Source organism: Rhodococcus sp. R1101, from assembly GCF_000278445.1.
GTDB lineage: Bacteria > Actinomycetota > Actinomycetes > Mycobacteriales > Mycobacteriaceae > Rhodococcus > Rhodococcus gordoniae.
This window is the reverse complement of record NZ_AJVB01000053.1, coordinates 1-14,751: the sequence shown is the minus strand read 5'-3', so window position 1 is coordinate 14,751 and position 14,751 is coordinate 1. Positions and strand designations below refer to the sequence as shown.

The 14,751-nt window shown below is 59.5% G+C and carries 8 protein-coding genes and 2 pseudogenes; 6 read left to right on the top strand and 4 right to left on the bottom strand.

The features are described 5' to 3' along the window. The 5 genes from R1101_RS0106360 to R1101_RS0106340 form a co-directional block, all read left to right on the top strand. On the top strand, positions 1-474 hold a 474-nt coding region (locus R1101_RS0106360), incomplete at its 5' end, for an HNH endonuclease family protein (RefSeq protein WP_026002949.1). Positions 475-505: 31 nt separating this feature from the next. Further along, positions 506-1,432: an HNH endonuclease gene (locus tag R1101_RS0106355; RefSeq protein WP_232284689.1), complete on the top strand. Its 927-nt coding sequence runs from the start codon at positions 506-508 to the stop codon at positions 1,430-1,432. An 890-nt stretch (positions 1,433-2,322) separates the two neighbouring features. Beyond that, a complete protein-coding gene (locus tag R1101_RS0106350; protein WP_016932628.1) occupies positions 2,323-5,187 on the top strand; it encodes an SNF2-related protein in 2,865 nt (954 codons plus the stop codon). Positions 5,188-5,257: 70 nt separating this feature from the next. Then, entirely contained in the window at positions 5,258-7,105 is a 1,848-nt protein-coding gene (locus R1101_RS0106345) for a site-specific DNA-methyltransferase (RefSeq protein WP_016932627.1), read from the top strand. After that, entirely contained in the window at positions 7,105-10,068 is a 2,964-nt protein-coding gene (locus tag R1101_RS0106340) for a restriction endonuclease (RefSeq protein WP_016932626.1), read from the top strand. Before R1101_RS0106345 ends, R1101_RS0106340 begins: the two co-directional genes overlap by 1 nt. Positions 10,069-10,766: 698 nt before the next feature. Here R1101_RS0106340 and R1101_RS0106335 read toward each other — a convergent pair. Continuing rightward, positions 10,767-11,846 (bottom strand): IS110 family transposase, encoded by a 1,080-nt coding sequence (locus R1101_RS0106335; protein WP_442969879.1) that lies wholly within the window; start codon positions 11,844-11,846, stop codon positions 10,767-10,769. A gap of 129 nt (positions 11,847-11,975) precedes the next feature. Between R1101_RS0106335 and R1101_RS31485 the strand changes: the two are divergent. Then, positions 11,976-12,213: pseudogene (locus tag R1101_RS31485) on the top strand (IS1634 family transposase); the annotation flags it as partial. A 22-nt stretch (positions 12,214-12,235) separates the two neighbouring features. On the opposite strand, the gene R1101_RS25995 reads toward R1101_RS31485, so the two are convergent. The 3 genes and pseudogenes from R1101_RS25995 to R1101_RS0106315 all read right to left on the bottom strand — a co-directional run. Then, positions 12,236-12,802 carry an integrase core domain-containing protein gene (locus R1101_RS25995; protein WP_081494035.1) on the bottom strand — a complete coding sequence of 189 codons (567 nt, stop codon included), beginning with the start codon at positions 12,800-12,802 and terminating at the stop codon, positions 12,236-12,238. A gap of 587 nt (positions 12,803-13,389) precedes the next feature. Then, positions 13,390-14,160: a helix-turn-helix domain-containing protein gene (locus R1101_RS0106320; protein ID WP_026002947.1), complete on the bottom strand. Its 771-nt coding sequence runs from the start codon at positions 14,158-14,160 to the stop codon at positions 13,390-13,392. A gap of 203 nt (positions 14,161-14,363) precedes the next feature. Beyond that, a pseudogene (locus tag R1101_RS0106315) lies at positions 14,364-14,751 on the bottom strand (hypothetical protein); the annotation flags it as partial.

Below are 14,751 nucleotides of genomic sequence, written 5' to 3'. Positions count from 1 at the left end.
TTCGTACTTAGCTCAGAAGAGATCAAGGAGACGGGAGATCGCCTGCAGGGGGAGATCTATAAGGTGGCGCCCGTACGCAAGTATGTGCTTCTTCGCCTCGATGAGCTGCTCTCGAACGCGTCGGGCGTTTCGTACGATCATCCTCGGATCTCGGTCGAGCATGTACTGCCCCAGAATCCGAAGGTGGGGTCGGATTGGATGAAATGGTTCAAGGCTGCGGAGCGTGAGTTCTGGACGCACCGGCTCGGAAACCTGGTGCTGCTGAACCGAACAAAGAATGCGTCGGCAGGAAACTACGACTTCGATCGCAAGAAGACTCAGTACTTCACTGCCAAGTACGGAGTTGCGTCGTTTGCGATCACCACTCAAGTCCTGCAACAGAAAAAGTGGACGGTCGACGTTCTCGAAGAGCGCCAGAAGGAACTGGTAGGAATGCTGACACAGGAGTGGAAGCTCGAAGGTGGTCTTTGGTAGTCCTCGGTACCAACTCGGATCAGGAGAATCTGTGAGTGACGGCTCGTTGAGCGGCGACGATTTCGATTCGCGTCTTCGTCGTGAAGCAATGGCATGGCTAACTATTCGGACGAATGATGGGCTTGATTCGATCAGTCGTCAGGACCTACTCGACTTCACGATCGACGGAAGATTGTTCCGGCTGATGGATCCGACACGTGGGATCCGCAAGCTCAAAGAACTTTCGTCGGCGTTGTCGATAAGCACCACATATCGTGCGCCCGGGGCAAAGCGCCCATATGAGGATCAAGTCGGTTCTGACGGGCTCTCGCGTTACAAGTGGTCGACGACCGACCCCAACAACATGGATAATCGAGGGCTCCGGGCGGCTATGGACGAGGGCGTCCCGCTGATCTGGTTCTACGGTGTGGGGCCGAGCCTGTTTCAGCCGGTCTATCCGGTTTTCATCGTCGCGGAGGAACCAGAGCAGCATCAATTCGTTATCGCGACAGAGGTAGCGCGCGACCACCATCGCCCTGATTCGCAAGCCGAGGAGCAACTACGACGTTACGTTCTCGCAGAGACGAAGAGGCGACTCCACCAGCCGGTTTTCCGTGCGACGGTCATGCGGGCATATGAAACACGCTGCGCGGTTTGCGCGCTCGGTCACAGTGAACTGTTGGACGCGGCCCATATCGTCCCGGATTCACATGAGGCAGGTATCGCGGCAGTCACCAATGGTCTCGCGCTGTGCAAGATCCATCACGCGGCTTACGACGTGAATATTCTTGGAATCACCCCGGACCTGGTGGTCGAGATCCGGAAGGATCTTCTCGATGAGATCGGCGGACCGATGCTTGAGCACGGGCTCAAAGAGCGGCACGGAGAGAGTCTCATGATCGTTCCGGCTGCTCCAAGTGAGCGTCCTAATCGAAAGCTCTTGATTCTTAGTTACGAGCGCTTTCTCAATGCAGGATGAGAAGAGGTTAAGCGCTGCGTGAGAAGCGATTCCGACTGCGGTCACTTGAGCGGCCACCGAAGATTGGAAGGGTAATGAGGTCACGCCCTCGCGCAGTTCGTCGCATAGTGACGGAGCAGGTCGCCCGCGGTTTGTCGCACGGAAGAACGTCGGCACTCAGTCCAGCGTTTGTTCATCTCTGAGCTTGCAGGAGAGTTCTGGTTCGCGGACAAGCCTGGTTCGGCAGTGCCAACTCACGATTGCCGCGAGTTGGCTCACTTGTAGTGTGTAAGTCCAGGTTCTGACCTGCACGAGCGGGAATTATATGTCGGCGTGGGCCACCGGTGGGAAGGGTCTCGGGCGAGTAATCGCGATGGGTGCCGACCTAAACGTCGCATTAGCTCGAATTCACGCTGCCAGATCTGCGACGACGACTCCTCGAAGCGGTCCGGGTATGTACTAGCTTGCTCTGCGTGGTTGTAAGGGTGGTTGGGAGGGTTTCAGGCACCTATGAAAGTCGGGGCCATTTCCCCGATACGGATGCTCGGTGGTCATCGGATGATGGAAATTGAAGCTTCAGGTTCAATGTTGAAGTACACATCTACAAGGCCGAGGTATTGCCTCAAAGGTTGGGAGTGTCACGCGCCACGCGTCCAGAGATGGGCTTCGCTGCCGTGCGTCAAGCAGAAACCGCTGGACGCCGTCACTGTGATGCGCTCCGACGCGCAGTCAGGTCGTTCTACCGCCGGATCGCCGGGTGGGGGTGTACCTGGGTTGGTGGGTATACTGCCGGACGTAATCTAGGGAGCGCGTCGCGGAGTCCTCCCGCAAGTGTACCCGGAGGACATCATGGGCAATGAGTTGTCGGTAAGAGCTAGGCACGAGGCTGTGGTCGTATTGGGGGCCATCCGATGATTGATGGCTTCACAGACTACCAGGCCAAGTACTATGCCCACGAACTGCAGCGCAGCTATGCGAGCGACCACGTTGGCAAACTCGCGGGCCTCTTATTCGACGCACAGGTCGATCCCAAGCCCCACCAGATCGACGCCGCGCTGTTTGCCCTCCAGACGCCGTTCCTCAAGGGGGTCATCCTTGCTGACGAAGTTGGCCTCGGTAAAACCATTGAAGCTGGTATCGTTATCACCCAATACTGGGCGGAACGCAAGCGCAATATTTTGATCGTCGCGCCATCGAGCCTGCGGCAGCAGTGGCAACAGGAGCTTTACGAGAAATTTCTTATCCCATCGTCGCTGATCGACCTCAAGGCCAAAAACGGCCTATTATCTCCGGGACGCAATCCTGAGGTTCTGATTTGCTCCTACGAATTCGCGCAAAGGCACGAACATTCACTCATTCGTGGGTGGGACCTGGTGGTTGCCGACGAAGCGCACCGCCTGCGCAGCTTCTGGACCGGTCGAGCTAAGGTTGCCAGCGCCGTTGCGCACATCGTTGAAAATGCCCGCAAGACCGTTCTGCTCACCGCGACACCATTACAGAACAAGCTTGAAGAGCTTTACGGCCTCGTTTCAGTTTTCGAACCGGAGTATTTCCATTCGCTTGACGCGTTCCGCGAGCGATACATCAAAAATCGTGAAACGTCCGCATTCGACGATCTCGGAGATCGAGTTGCGCAGATCAGCAAGCGCACGCTTCGCCGCGACGCCGATAAGTACATCCGCTTCACTGAACGACTGCCGATCACCGTCGGCTTTGAACCCTCAGTGGACGAGCAGCGTCTTTACGAACTGGTCAACGACTACCTTCGCCGCGACGAGTTATATGCCTTCTCCCAGTCCACGCGACACCTGAGTGCTCTGATCATTCGGAAGCGCCTCGGGTCATCCACCTACGCCATCGCAAGCACGCTGGAGAGAGTCGCCAACCGGTTGGAAGCGGAGATCGTCACTGGCGAAACACCGCCCCGCGTGGACCGCCTTCTAATCGATGGAGACCTCACAGACGAAGAGTCTGACGAGTTCGAAGACCAACCGGCTCGTCAGGAACCGAAACGTCGTTCGCAGGACAACATCGCACTCATGCGCGATGAGGTCCGCGAGCTGAGAGAATACGCTGCACTTGCACAGTCGATCACCGTGAACGAGAAGGCAGTTCAGCTCAACCACGCCCTCGACCTCGGCTTTGAACGATTGCGAGAGCTTGGCGCTCCAGAGAAGGCGATCATCTTTACGGACTCCACGGTTACCCAGGACTACATTGCCCGATCTCTGGTCGAGGCCGGCCGCGGCGACGGTCTGGTTCTTTTCAACGGCCAGAACGACTCCCCTCGGTCCACCGAGATCTATCAGACCTGGCTGAAGAAGAACCGGGGTAGCGACGTCATTACGGGTGTTCTGGCGGCCGACCGGCGCAAAGCGCTGGTGGACTATTTCCGGGACGAGGGCACCATCATGATCGCCACCGAGGCGGCGTCGGAAGGTATCAACCTGCAGTTCTGCTCCATGGTTGTCAACTATGACCTGCCGTGGAACCCTCAGCGTGTCGAGCAGCGCATCGGTCGCGCGCACCGCTTCGGCCAGAAGTACAACGTAGTTGTCGTGAATTTTTCCAATAAGGGAAACCTCGCCGAGCAGCGTATCCTTGAGCTGTTAGACGAGAAGTTCCACTTGTTCCAAGGAGTATTTGGGGCCAGTGACGAGGTGCTCGGCACGATCGAAGACGGCCTAGACTTCGAGAAGCGCATTTCTGACATCCTGAACCGCTGCCGGACGGCCGAAGACATCGACTTCGCCTTCAATGAGCTGGAGAGGCAGTTCGAAGTCGAGATCTCCAAGGAAATGGTTACTGCCAAGGCCAAGGTGTTCGACAATCTCGACCCTAATGTCCAGGACCGCCTCAAGTCTTATGACGCCCAGTCGGGGGAGGTGCTCAATAAGTTCGAGCGGCTCCTCCTCGCGGTCACAAAATACCAACTCGCTGACGACGCCGTCTTTGAGGGTGACGGACGAGTGTTCGATCTCCACACCGCGCGTGTCCCCGGCGCAGTGGCTGGTCGCTACCACTTCAAGTCGCAGCCACACGCTCACGCGTATCAGTACCGCTTCGCTAGCCCACTGGCAGAGTACGTCATGGATCGGTCCAAGCTCACTGCCACACCTCCGCGCGAGCTGACCTTCAGTATTTCCAGGTCAGAGCGAGCCAGTACGGCAGTCAGGGCCCTCGCTGGCAAGAGTGGCCAGCTCGTCAGTAAGGTGGTCACCTTCCGTATGGAAGCTGGCGACGAGGATATCTCCGAATCCTATTCTCTTGCGGGCATCCTCACTGATAACGGCGAGTGGCTTGACCACGAGTATGTCGCCGACCTGATGGACCTGACGTGCACGAATATCTCAGACCCTCTTGGCAAGATCGACGAGTCGCCGTTCACGCCGCACCTCGATTCCCAGCGTGAGCAATTCGAGAAGGAAGTCCAGACGCGCAATGCTCGCTACTACGACCAGCAGGAGGAGATCCTGTATCGGAACGCCCTCGACCGGAAGGCCGAGTCCGAGGCGCTGATCCGGCAGTACCGCCAGAAGGAGAAGGAAAGCCGCAAGGCAGCGCGGCTGACAGACGATCCAATGGAACAATTACGCCACAAGAAGGAAGCACGTCGCTGGGCGCAAAAAGCCGAAGAGGAGGATGATCGAGCCCGCATTGACCGTATCAAGCTGCGCGAGGAAACCGACAAATACCTCGACCTGATCGAACAGTCACTTCAAGGTAGGCAAGAAATCGAAGACTTGTTCACAATTCGGTGGCGAGTAACCGCATAAGAATCACTCTCATCAAGAGCGGCATTAGGGTCGTGAGATTGAATCACTCAAGCTAATGAGGAACGGCTGAATGACTGACGGTATCAACGAGATCCCGAGCACTACCCCGAATTTGCGGACCGAGCTCGCGCAGAGGCTGCAGGAATTGATGCCCGAGGCCATCTGCGACGGCAAGGTCGACGTCGCCAAGCTTACCGAGCTTCTCTCTGATGACGCCGCCGACAGCAACGAACGCTTCGGGCTGTTTTGGCCGGGTAAGAAACGCGCGCTGCGCGCCGCTCAGGAACCGACCACTGCCACGCTGCAGCCAGATAAGGCCAACAGCAAGGACTGGGACACCACCAAGAACGTCTTCATCGAAGGTGACAACCTCGAAGTGCTCAAGATCCTGCAGAAGCACTACCACGGCAAGATCAAGATGATATATATCGATCCGCCGTACAACACTGGCCAAGACTTCGTGTATCCCGATAATTACAAGGAGGGACTGGAGACCTATCTTGAGTGGACCAACCAGGTAAACAAGGAGGGCAAGAGGATCTCGACTAACAGCGAGTCGGAGGGGCGCTACCACTCAAACTGGCTGAACATGATGTATCCCCGCCTAAAGCTGGCGCGCAACCTCCTTGCGGCGGATGGGACTATCTTCGCCTCAATTGACTATAACGAGGGTTTCCACCTGCGCTCGCTCATGAACGAAGTCTTCGGTGAATCGAACTTCGTCGGGGAGATCTACTGGGAATCGAAGACCAAGTCCCAAAACACCTCGACGTCGTACAACAAGCTCCAGCCTAAGGCGGAGGTCATCCTCGTCTACACACGTCGCGACAAGCGGCGCTTTAACCTTGTGTCGACGGGGAGTAAGCAGTACCCAGAGGGCGACGAAAAGGGCCCCTTCCGGTTAGCGGAGGTCGAGCAAATGGCTCGCGACGGCGTCCGCGGTCGTGGGTCGATGGTCTTCCCGATCCTTGGCATTGAGCCGCGCGAGGGCAACCAGTGGAAGCAAGGACGCGACACGATCGCTGCGTACGAGGCCCGTGGTGACCTGCTTGAACTTGGTGGAAAGCCGACCCTGAAGATCCGCCCCGACGACGAGCGCGGTGATGTTACAAAGCCGTTCTGGGGATTCTTTCCGAAAGAGATCGGCACGGCCGAGAGTGCAAAGAAAGACCTCAAGAGCTTGATGGGCGACCATGGTTTTGACACGGTCAAGCCGGTCGAGCTGATCAAACGGCTGGTATTCCACGCAACGTCGAAGGGTGACCTCGTGCTCGACTTCTTTGCAGGGTCCGGTACTACGGGACACGCTGTCATGGCGCAAAATGTCGAGGACGGCGGTTCGCGACGTTTCATGCTGGTGCAGCTGCCCGAGCCTACTGAGGAGAGTTCCCTGGCTCGCCGCGCGGGGTTCTCTACCGTGGCTGACCTAACGCGGTCGCGGTTAGACCACAGCCGTGCAACAGTCGAGGCTCAGCTGGCCGAGAGGTCGGCTGACCTCGACCTCGGCTACCGCTCGTTCAAGTTGGCAGACACCAACTTCACGAAGTGGAGAGTGGCCAGCGACGTCGGCGCCGATCGTCTCCAGCAGCATCTACTTGAACTCCGTGACAGTGCTGCGGGCGACGCGACGGCCGACTCGCTTCTCTCGGAACTATTGCTCAAGCAGGGCTATTCACTGACGGAAGAGTCGGTCCAGCGGAACGTCGCTGGCCTAATGTTGCACGCCGTTGGCGGCGGCTTATTGCTTGCCTACCTAGACGAACATACGAAACCAACTCTGGGGCAATTACGGGAAGTCGTGGACCAGGAGCCTGCCCGCTTCGTCATCCTCGAAGACGCGTTCCAGGGTGACGACGAACTTAAAACCAACCTCTCTCAGCTCTGCAAGAGCAAGGGCGTGGAGCTCTGGACCGCCTGATGGAATTCAAGTTTGATGCCAAGCAACAATACCAGCTTGACGCCATCGGGTCTTTGGTGCAGCTTTTTGACGGTCAACCGAAGGATGCCGACGAAGTCGTTACCAAGTTGCGCGGGAGCGCACCTGTCGACGGTACGACCAATCAATCGGCGCTCGACCTCGATCTCACGCAAGAGATCGGGGCAGTTGGCAATAACCTCGTCCTCGATTGCTCGACGATCCTGCACAACCTACAAGCCGTGCAGGACAAGAACGGGTTGGAGGTCCTGCAGGAGCTGGCCGGCAGCTCCCTCGACTTCGATATCGAGATGGAGACCGGCACCGGAAAGACGTACGTCTATCTGCGCACCATCTTCGAGCTGGCCAAGGCATACAGCTTCACGAAGTTTGTGATTCTCGTGCCCAGCGTCGCGATCAAGGAAGGCGTGTCGACCAGCATCAAGCTGATGCACCAGCACTTCCGCGATCTCTATCCGGCACAGCCCTTTGATTACTCGGTCTACTCGGGTAAGTCCGCCGAGGAGGTGCAGGGCTTTGCCACTAGCACCAACGTGCAAATCATGGTCATGACCATCGACTCGATCCGAGGCGACGCCAATTCCCGCATTATTCATCAGACTCGCGACAAGCTGAATGGTCTGCGTCCGATCGACTATCTGAAGGCCACGCACCCGGTGGTCATCATGGACGAACCACAGAACATGGAGTCCAAGCTGTCGCAGTCCGCTATCGGTGAGCTCGACCCTATTGCCACGCTGCGCTTCTCGGCCACACACCGAAAGCAGCGCAACGTCGTCTACCGACTTGATCCGGTCGATGCCCACAATCATGGGCTGGTCAAGCAGATCGTCGTCGCCGAAGTCGCCCAGCAGGGCTCCGATGCGGCACCGTACATCAAGGTGATCGAAGTTAAACGCGACCCGTGGGTTGCAAAGCTTGAACTGGCTGTTCGTTCGGTCGACGGTTCGCTCACGCGCCGGACCGTCAGCGCTAAACAAGACCAAGAACTGTCTAACCTCACCAATAACCCAGGTTACGAAGGTTGGTGGATCACTGAGCTGTCCATCGAACCGCAGTACGTCGAGCTCAATAAGCACGGCGTGCTCCGGCAGGGCGAGGAGATCGGCGGCAACTCCGACTCAATTTACCGTGAGATGATTCGCGAAACCATCAAGGAGCACTTCCGCAAGCAGACGATGCTTGCCAGCAAGAACATCAAGGTGCTGAGTCTGTTCTTCGTCGACAAGGTCGAAAACTTTCTCGGCGACGGAGTCAACAACAACGACGCCAACGGTCAGTTTGTCCAGTGGTTCGATGAGTTGTTCCGCGAGGAGCGAGTGAAGTCGCCGCAGTGGCAAGAATTATTCCCACAAGACCCGGCCGAGCTGCGACGCGGCTATTTCTCCGTCCTCAAGGGCAAGAAGGGGACGGCCGACAAGTTTCAAAACACCTCTGGTGCCACTAAGTCCGATGACGACGCCTACGACCTGATCATGCGCGACAAGACTCGGTTGCTCGATCAGGCCGAGCCCGTCCGGTTCATTTTCAGTCACTCCGCATTGCGCGAAGGCTGGGATAACCCGAATGTCTTCCAGATCTGCACTTTGCGCGAGGTGGGCGCCGAGGTCGAACGTCGGCAAACCATCGGCCGCGGCCTACGTCTTCCGGTCGACCAGACCGGCGCTCGCGTTGCGGACCGTAGCGTGGCTCAGCTGACTGTAGTCGCCAATGAGTCGTACCAGGCATTCGCCAAGTCGCTGCAGACCGAGTATGAGAAGTCCGGTGTTGAGATCGGACGAGTCCGCCTGCAAGAGTTCTCGAAAATTCCGCTTTTCGAGGAGCACATCGAACCTGGTGGGCCGGGATATTTTGGCTACGAGCGCTCGAAGGCTCTCTACAAAGCGTTGGAGTCCTCCGGAATGATCCAGGACGGCAAGGTCACCGCCTCGTACCAGCCGACGCAGCTTGGCTTCGACCTCAAGCAGTGCATCCCGGACTTCTTCTGGCCCTATGAAGACATCATCATCGAGTACATCGGACGCTCCAGTATCGAGCGCTATGTCAAGCCGCAGTCCAAGCGTAAGGCCCGCAAGCTTAATAAGGAGCTGTTCGTCAATCCGGAGTTCGAGGAATTCTGGCGCACTATCTCCCGACGCACGACTTATCGTGTCGCCATCGAACGCGACCGCTTGATCGAAGGAACGGTCAGGGCGATCAAGGAGGCACCGCCGATCCAGCCGCTGCGCATTCAGGTCACCCGAGCTGGCGTGAAGATCCTTCGCGGCGGAACGACGACTACCGAGGTGGGGCAGCGGTCAGCCTCGCTTCAAGGCGCCTATGACCTGCCGGATGTCGTCACTGAACTGCAGGAAGCCACCTCACTGACCCGGACTACGATCATCGACATATTGCTCGCTAGCGGACGTCTGTCCGAATTCATCGGAAACCCCAATGACTTCATCCAGATGGTTAAGAGTCGCTTGCAGGCCGTGCTCGCCCAGATCATCACCGAGGGTATCCAGTACGAGAAGATCGGCGGCTACGTTTACGAGCTGCGCGAGCTTCAGAAGGATGGCGAAGAGGAAAAGGACCGCTTCCTCGACCAGATGTACAAGCTGCGGAACCCCGAGAAGTCGGACTTCGACTACATCGTCTACGACTCTGAACCGGAGCGCCAATTCGCCGAGCTACTCGACGGCCGTGACGACGTCAAACTGTTCATGAAGTTGCCGGCTAAGTTCAAGATCGATACCCCGGTCGGCCCTTACAACCCCGACTGGGCGATTGTCAAGCACGAGGCAGGGCATGACAGGATCTACATGATCCGCGAGACTAAAAGTACCGATGACGAGGTCAAGCGCCGCCCAACGGAGAACGCTAAGATCAAGGCCGCCGCTGAGCATTTCGCAGCCATCGGAGTCGGTGACTATGCCGTCGCGGTTCCGGGGGCGTGGAGGCTATGAGCACCACAGCCACGCCCGGAGCGTGCTGGGCGCGGGAGGTCACTCTAGATAGACCTGCACGGGTATCCCTGACAAAGAACGCGCCGCCAGGGATGGACAACGCGAGGTTTGCTACAATAAAGCGCTCCTCGCTGAGTCCCGCGTAGGAACAATAGTCAGATCGTGTGGATCGGTTATGGCAGGTCCCCGATAATCGGTCCGGTTGGTGCTAGAGCCGATTCCTACTTGCAGTCGATCAGTCGAACTCATACGCCACGGGCTGGTGCCGGTGGGTGCATCCGGCAGCGTACCTGGCGGGGGTCCCGAGTTGCACCAGGTTGGTCGATTTCTGGGGTAGTCCGACATATCCGTTCAGGTGGCGGCGGTGCGTGTTCGGAAAATGGCACACTGATATGGACGTCGGTTTGTCAAGAGCGCAGGGAGAGGCGGCGCCCGGGACCGTCGTCATAGGCGCCGCCTCTGGGGGTCCGGCCGCATCCGAGTAGGGACGAGCGTGTCGATTTCGACGCGTAGTCAACTCTGATATGCGCGGGTTGGTTACCGCAGGACGGTTATTCGGCTGGAGTGCCTCGCTCGTCTAATATCGAGCGTGATCCCAACAGAGCGTTGGCGATTGCTCATAGTGTGCTCGCGGATCACTCCCAGGCGCTGCCGTCACCACCGCGTGATTCGGCCGGACGTTTCGGGGTTGTCGACTTTCAGGTATCGAGTACGGCCAACGACCAACACCAGCCGGCCAGCTCGCGTGCGATCGCGGTATTGGCCAGTGCGGGACGCTTACGGCGAACGTCGAACCCGACCCAACGATCATGCAGCCGCCGGTTCGCCTGCTGGCCGCGGGCTCGGGCCTCGGGACTGGCCTTGTCCCAGCGACGCCGCAGATCCGCTGATGGGCGATACTGGGGTCGGTGGTGCCAGGCAGCCTCGATCAGCAACCGCCGAGCGTGGCCGTTGCCGGTCTTGGTGATCGACCCCTGCGACCGCATTTCACCGGAGGAGTACTCGGTGGGCACCAACCCCAGATACGCGCCGATCGAACGGCCGGTCAGGCGCTGCCAGTCACCGATCTCCACCGCCAGGCCGAAGGCGGTCAGGGTGGAGACCCCGCGTAGGCAGCCGAGGCGGGTCACGACCGGGGTGTAGGCACTGTTCTCGGCCATCGCTGCGATCGCAGCATCGAGGCGATCACGCCGGTCGACCGCGGCAAGCATGGCGTCGTAGGCGCTCTCGTATGCCAGCTGCAGACCGGGTGCCTCGAAGTGCTGGGCGCGCAGCCAGGTGTCGTGCACTTTCGTCCACGCGTGGCCACCGTAGTAGACAATACCTTGTCGCAGAAGCAGTTTCGATACCCGATGGCGGGCCGACATCAGATCCCGACGGCTGTCTTCCCGGGCCCGAACCAGATCCCGGGCTCCCTCCTGCTCGACGCTGGGTACCGCGATATCGACGATCTGCCCGAGGTGCAGCAGTCGGGCCAGGTGTCGCGCATCCCGCGTGTCGTTCTTGACCCGGTCGCCCGGTGGGCGTTGCAGCTTCGACGGTGCCGCCACCAGGCATTCGATGCCCGCTGCGGCGAAGAACCGCGCGAGTCCGAACCCGGTGGGTCCGGCCTCGTACGTCACCGCCACCGGAGCCGGCAACGTTCGGATCCACGCGAATATCTTCCTATGATCGGGGGTCAGTCGGCGCTCGAAGAGCTCACCGGTCTGGCCGTCGAGGCCGCAGGCGACCACCGATCGTGCGTGCACATCCAACCCAACACTCGTACGCTGATACATTGCTGGGGCCTCCCACATCTGTGGCTCTACCGGCCAGGACCTGATTCCTGTCGGCAACCCACGTTCACATGTGAGTGCGGCCCCAGCCCAGCCCCTCATATCGTCTAACGGGTCGGTAGACTCCGGCCCGTGGCCGCCTACATCCGCAAAGTCCGCACCGCTTCGGGAGCAACCGCGGTGCAGATCGCAGCCAAGCAAGGCCGCCGAGGCAAAGTGCTCGAGCACCTCGGTTCCGCCCACACCGACAGTGAACTCGCCGTCCCTACTCGAAACCGCCCGGGAGAAACTGCTCGCCGGCCAGCAGGAACTCGACCTCGACCTCGGCACAACTGGCAGGTCCCCAATAGTCGGTCCGGTCGGTTCTAGAGCCGATCCCTTGGTGCAGTCGATCAGTCGATCTCATACGCCACGGGCTGGTGCCGATGGGTGCATCCGGCAGCGTACTCGGCAGGGGTCTTGTACCCCAGCGCCGAATGACGGTGTCGGTGATTGTGGTCGTCCTTGAAGTCCTCGATCGCCACGCGGGCGTCGAGCAGCGTGGGCCAGTAGTTGCGGTTCAGACACGCATCGCGCAGCCGGTTGTTGAACGACTCGATGAACCCGTTGTTCCACGGCCTGCCCGGCGGAACGTAAGATATCCCCACCAACCCAGCGCAGAAGTCCTGCAGCGCTTCCGAGATGAACTCGGGCCCGTTGTCCATGCGCAGCACCAGCGGCGCCCCACCCCAGATCGCGAACGCCTTCTCCAAGCCCTCGATCAATCGGCCGGCGGTGATCGAGCGGTCCACGATGTTCAACAACGACATCCGGGTGTGCTCGTTGACCATCGAGGCGACCTTCACCGTCTTGCCGTCGACGGTCGAGTCGAACTGGAAGTCCAATGCCCACAAAATGTTCGGAGCATCCGTCGACAATTGGAACCGAGGATAGGCCGGCACGTTTGCGGCGTGGAGCACGCCCGACTTGCAGTCCTTCTTCCTTCCACAGGCGGTGGCCTACTTCTTGTTGACCTCGATGCCCTGGTCGTAGCGCAGCCACGCCCGCGCTCGACGTAACCCGTGCCGCGGATGTTTGCGGGAATACCTGCGCAACTATGCGCGCAGATCGAAATCCGGGTCGTCCGGTGTCTGCGCCAACGGCAGCCGTCGGTAAGCGGACCTGGCGAACCTAACGACCTTGCACGCGAACCGCTTCGACATCTGCGTAGTGCCAGTGAGCATGGTGATCGCGGCGCGTTTGGCGGTCGAGCTCAGAATTTTCCCTTGGCGATCTCCCGCAGTGCGTCCTTCTCCAACTCGGCATCGGCGAGTAACCGCTTGAGCCGGCTGTTCTGCTCCCGCAGTTCCTTGAGTTTCTTCCTGAGCCTCATCAACCGGGGCAATCAGGACTCTATAAGAACCAGCTTTCTCAAAGTTCCGGGGAAATTCACTGGGAAGCGCGCTGCGCCGCTTCGTGCGCGGTTGTCCGAGTCGCGGAGCAAACGCCTGTAAGTCAATCGTGCGACGCCGGCCGAGGGTTGGCGCACGAAGTCAGGCGGCGCCGCTTACGCTGCCAACGAAGTCCGGCACAGGCACCTCACTGCGCGCCCGTGTTCGTCATCCGGTAGCCACCCGTACTCGTCGCACCCGTCGCATTTCTCGGGCACGACCCGCGGCACCGTCAATCCTTGCCACAGCGGTAACCATGCCTGCGCGTATCTCATGGGGTTCGAGGGGCGGTGTGCGGCCTTCGCGGTCGCGACCAGCTTCGGGACCCCGTGCGTCTCGATCAGCGCTTCCATGGCTGCCGCAACCTCGGGCTTTATGTAAGTGAAGATCGCAGACAATCCCGCTTCTCTACATGCTTCTGCCAGGCCGGCCACCGCTGGACTGAGCGATGCGGTCGCTACGCGAGGCGTGGTTTTGTTTTTCGTCCTTGGAAGATCAGTACTTAAAAGATCGCCTGGCTTTCCGTTGTCCGCGGCGCCGCAGGTCGGTTTTCCAGGCGTCGGGCCGGTGACAGGTTCTTCGTAGATCGTTTGGATGGTGATCCACTGGCCGCGCTCGTTCTGGATCTTCTCTCGGACGAGGTACCCGAGTTCTGCGAGTTCGCGGAGTGCGGAACGAATCGCGTCGCGGCCTTCCTTGGGGGAGTGTCCCGCGATCGAGTCCGAGCGGGTGCGCCAGTCGTCCGGTTTGGACAACAGCCAGATGAGTACGCCGCGCGCCCGGAATGAGAGCCTCTCGTCGTTGATGACGGCGTTGCTGAGGATGGTGAAGTTGCCGGCCAGGCGCGGTCCACGACGCACGCCGCCGGCCAGGGTATTCTGGCCCACGTTCGACTCCATTCCAGTCGGACATCCGGCCCGTCGGGAGTTGCCGCTCCTGGCGGGCCTTCTTCACTTGTGACGTCACGCGGATCGGTGACGATCTCGAGATCATGGCATCACGTGTACGAGAAGCGCAAGAGTTGTAGCGGATGTTCGCCTCGTCCAACGGATTACGTGGGACGCAGCGAACATCCGCGCCAACGCTGGGCTTACCTCAGGTGGCGCAGCGAACGGCCATCGGCCAGCGTCCAATCGCGCCAGCCGTTGCGAGCGCGATCGACTTTCTCGATCAGAGGGGCGGACGGATCCGAGTACGTGTGTCCGTCGACGGTGATGTTCCCGGCGGCCGTCACCGTGGCGACGTGAGTTGCGTTCGTCCGAGCATCGTAGAAGCGCAGTTCGTCTCCCGCTTTCAGCAGACCGTTGCACATGTGTTCGTACAGGGCGCCGGTGCTACCGGGGTTGACCCACTCATCGACGATGACCTTGTCTCCGGCGTCGTTACCCGCGGTGCCGACCAGGTTGCCGACGGCCCGACCGAGCAGACCCGCTCCTGCTCCGATGGCCCTCCCGGCTGCAGCCGCAGCGGAACCGCCC